Raw genomic sequence first — 3,962 nt, 5'->3', positions numbered from 1 at the left:
CTCGTGCCCACCCACCCCGATGTCGCGGGCGGCCTGGGCTTCCTCAGCACCTGCCAGGCCAGCTTCTCCATCATCGTCTTCGCGGTGGCCTCCACGCTCACCGCGCAGCGCCTGCGGTATGACCCCAACGGCGACCTCATCGGGTACGCCACCCACCTGCTCGCCTTCGGGCTCATCTGCCTCATCGTCCTGTTCGCCCCCCTGCTCCCCTTCTGCCGCCAGCTCCTGGTGGCGAAGCGACGCGGGGACCACGCCTTCTCAGGCGTGGCGGCCTGGCACTCGCGGCGCTTCGAGCACCGGTGGTTCCACCGCGAGGAGCCCCCCGGGGTGGATCCCCTGAGCGCGCCCGACTTCTCGTCCCTCACGGACCTGGGCACGTCGTTCACCCTCGCGCGCTCCATGCGGTGGTTGCCGATGGACCCTCGCGCGGTGGTGGCCATCCTCTGCGCGGCCATGGCGCCGATGGTGCCCCTGCTCTTCATCAACCGGCGCTTCATGGACGTGCTCACGGCGGTCGGCAAGAGCCTGCTCTGACGCTGCCCCTCGCTGGCGCCCCTCCCAGGCGGTGGACAAGGTGCTGACACAGCGTCGCAACGCGCAAGGCGCAGGGGAGGCGACATGGCGAAGAAGGAACCGAAGAAGGAAGCGAAGAAGGAAGCGAAGAAGCAACCGAACATCCTCATCATCTGGGGAGACGACATCGGCTGGTTCAACCCGAGCTGCTACCACCAGGGGGCAATGGGCTACCGCACGCCGAACATCGACCGCATCGCCGCCGAGGGCGCGCGGTTCACCGATTGGTACGGGCAGCAGAGCTGCACGGCGGGGCGCGCCGCCTTCATCACCGGCCAGTCACCGATCCGCACGGGCCTCACCAAGGTGGGACTGCCAGGCGCCAAACTCGGCCTCCAGGATGAAGACCCGACCATCGCCGAGCTGTTGAAGCCCCTGGGCTATGCCACCGGCCAGTTTGGCAAGAACCACCTGGGCGACCGGGACGAGTTCCTGCCCACGAACCACGGCTTCGACGAGTTCTTCGGCAATCTCTATCACCTCAACGCCGAGGAGGAGCCCGAGAACCCGGACTACCCCAAGGACCCCAAGTTCAAGCAACGCTTCGGGCCGCGCGGCGTGCTGCACAGCTGGGCCAATCCTGACGGCACGCAGAGAATCGAGGACACCGGCCCGCTCACGAAGAAGCGGATGGAGACGGTGGATGACGAGTTCCTGTCCGCGTGCACGGACTTCATCGAGCGCAACACCGCCGAGGACAAGCCCTTCTTCTGCTGGTTCAACGCGACCCGCATGCACGTCTTCACGCACCTGAGGAAGGAGTCGCAGGGCAAGACGGGGCTTGGGTTGTACCCGGACGGCATGGTCGAACACGACGGCCACGTGGGCCAGCTGCTCGACAAGCTCGATGAGCTGGGAATCACCCAGGACACCATCGTGATGTATTCGACCGACAACGGCGCCGAAGTGCTGAGCTGGCCCGACGGCGGCAGCACCCCGTTCCGCGGCGAGAAGGACACCAACTGGGAGGGCGGCTGGCGCGTGCCCTGCGCCATCCGCTGGCCGGGCGTCATCGAGCCGGGGACCCTCTCGAATGAAATCTTCTCGCACACCGACATGCTGCCCACGCTGCTCGCGGCCGCCGGTGAACCCGACATCGTCGAGAAGCTCAAGCGCGGTCACACGGCCGGGAAGAAGACGTTCAAGGTCCACATCGACGGCTACAACCTGCTGCCCTTCCTCAAGGGCGACGTGGAGAAGAACCCGCGCCGAGGCTTCTTCTACTGGAGCGATGACGGCGACCTGATGGCGCTGCGGGTCGATGCGTGGAAGCTCCATTTCCAGGAACAGCGCTCCCATGGATTGGGCGTCTGGCAGGATCCCTTCACGGAGCTGCGCATCCCGAAGCTCTTCAACCTCCGGAGCGATCCCTTCGAGCGGGGCGACAAGGACGCGTCGCTCTATTACGACCTGTGGGTCGCCCAGCACATGTTCGTCCTGGTCCCCGCGCAGGTCATCGTCGGCGAGTTCCTGAAGACCTTCGAGGAGTTCCCTCCACGCCAGAAGCCCGCCAGCTTCAGCATCAGCGGGGCACTGGACAAGGCACGGGAGCGGCAGAAGACGCTGGCCGTTGCGGCCCCTTCCGAGGAGGAGGCCGTGGCGCCCGCGGGCGAGGAACAGCCCGCGGTCCATTGAACCCCCGGCTCATGGCGTCCCGCTGAACACCGTCTTCCAGTCGTCGCGCATGCTCACGACGGTCCAGCCTCCCTCCTTCGCGGCCCGGAGGGAGGCCCCGTCCTTCTCCTCGTAGGCGAACTCCCTCGCAGCGTCGTCGTGGTGGATGAGGAGCTGGAAGGAGGGCCCGCGCCGCTGCCGGGACGCGCCGAGCATGGCGATGTCGCCGCCACTGCGGACGTTGCCCGCGACGAACACCGGGGACCGGCCGATGTGCAGGTCGTTCCCCACCGGCTTGCCCTCCTTGTCATTCACGTGGTCCACGCGAGGCTCGCGCCACAGCACGTCCTTGCCGCCGCGCTTCTCATACTTCTCCGCGAGGCTGCTGCCGATGACCTGCTGCGGAGCAATGCCATACACCTGTTCGGAGAAGACGCGCATGAAGTCGATGCCGCCGCCCGAGCTGATCCACGTCTGGAACCCGTTGTTGCGCAGGTACTGGAGCAATTCGAGCATCGGCAGGTAGGCGAGCTGCGTGTAGGGCACGCCGAGCTTCGGGTGGCGCGCGGTTTCGAGGAACTCACGCACGTCGGCCTGGAACTGCTCCTGCGTCATGTTCGCGTGGGTGGCCGCGAACAGCTCCATCAGGCCCTTCTCGCCCCCCTCCATCAAGGCGTCGACGTTCCCTTCCAGCACGGCCTTGTAGGGCTGCTTCTTCCGGAGCGAGGGGTCCTTGTCGGCCAGCGCCCGGACGCGCTCCACCAGGAAGGCGCCCTGGACCGCGGGCTTCTCCTGCCAGAGCGTGCCGTCGTTGTCGAAGACGGCGACGCGCTCCTCCACCGGGAGGAAATCCGGGCCGCCTTCCGTCGTCACGCGGGAGACGAAGCCGACGATGGCCTGCTTCACCGGGCCGTCGTTCCACGATGGGAGGGGGTCGGCCTTCGCGGCCTGCGCCCGGGCCGCGGATGGGAAGGCCAGTCCGAGCACGAGCGAGAGCACGACGAAAAGAGCCTGACGACTGGGACGGCGCGAAAGCTGGGACAGGGACATGGGAAGCACCTCTCCCTGGCACGCTGGGAACGCCGTGTCCCCTGCGCAACACCCAGGGGACCCGTGCAGGAGGGCTCCGCTGGGCACGCCTGCTACTTGCCCTTCTTCTTGCCCTCGGGAAACAGGAACGCGAGCTGGACGCGGAGCTGCCAGTCCGCGCTGCCCTCCGGACGGACCACGTTGTAGTACGCGCTCACGGAGCCGTTCAGGGCCTGCCCGGCCACCGTGAAGACCTTGCCCGCCCCTGCGCCAAAGGGGATGACCCACTTGTCCCCGGTCGCCTTCCAGTTGGCGGTGAGGATGGGCGCGGACGTCACGTACCAGCCCTGGGGCAGGTTGTAGGTCAGGAAGTACTGGAGGAGCAGCTGGTTCACGGCAGGCCGGTCCCCGCTTCCGAAGACGGACCACACGTTGTTCGCCAGCACGCCCACCGACAGGGGCGTGGGCTGGACGAGCAACACCACGGAAGGCCCCACGCCCCACTTCCCCGTGCCCAGGACGTCAGCCGTCGCCGTGGGCAGCAGCAGCGCCGGACCCACGCCCCAGATGAGGAACCCGGGCTTGCGGGGCGCCATGAAGAAGGTGGCCGACGTGTCCCCCAGCCCGAACGTCCCCCCGCTCTCCACCGCCGCGTCCGGCTGGTACACGACGGGCAGGATGACCCGGGCAATGAGGTTCCAGTCCAGCGTCAGCGACAGCGGCACCACGGGCTGGATGTTGAGGAT

General features: G+C 67.4%; 3 protein-coding genes and 1 pseudogene. 2 read left to right on the top strand and 2 right to left on the bottom strand.

Annotation, left to right across the window (positions count from 1 at the left end):
• Both D7V93_RS45500 and D7V93_RS39715 read left to right on the top strand, forming a co-directional pair.
• Window positions 1–534, top strand: a pseudogene (locus D7V93_RS45500) (hypothetical protein); the annotation flags it as partial.
• An 84-nt stretch (window positions 535–618) separates the two neighbouring features.
• Window positions 619–2,208 (top strand): arylsulfatase, encoded by a 1,590-nt coding sequence (locus D7V93_RS39715; RefSeq protein ID WP_120648236.1) that lies wholly within the window; start codon window positions 619–621, stop codon window positions 2,206–2,208.
• A 9-nt stretch (window positions 2,209–2,217) separates the two neighbouring features.
• Here D7V93_RS39715 and D7V93_RS39710 read toward each other — a convergent pair whose 3' ends face one another.
• Both D7V93_RS39710 and D7V93_RS39705 read right to left on the bottom strand, forming a co-directional pair.
• Window positions 2,218–3,237, bottom strand: coding sequence for an HAD family hydrolase (locus tag D7V93_RS39710; RefSeq protein WP_120648235.1), 1,020 nt, complete (start codon window positions 3,235–3,237; stop codon window positions 2,218–2,220).
• 92 nt (window positions 3,238–3,329) lie between these two features.
• A partial coding sequence (locus D7V93_RS39705) for a neuromedin U (protein ID WP_120648234.1) occupies window positions 3,330–3,962 on the bottom strand: 633 nt, incomplete at its 5' end.

Source organism: Corallococcus llansteffanensis (assembly GCF_003612055.1).
Lineage (GTDB): Bacteria > Myxococcota > Myxococcia > Myxococcales > Myxococcaceae > Corallococcus > Corallococcus llansteffanensis.
This window is presented reverse-complemented; position numbering and strand designations above follow the sequence as displayed.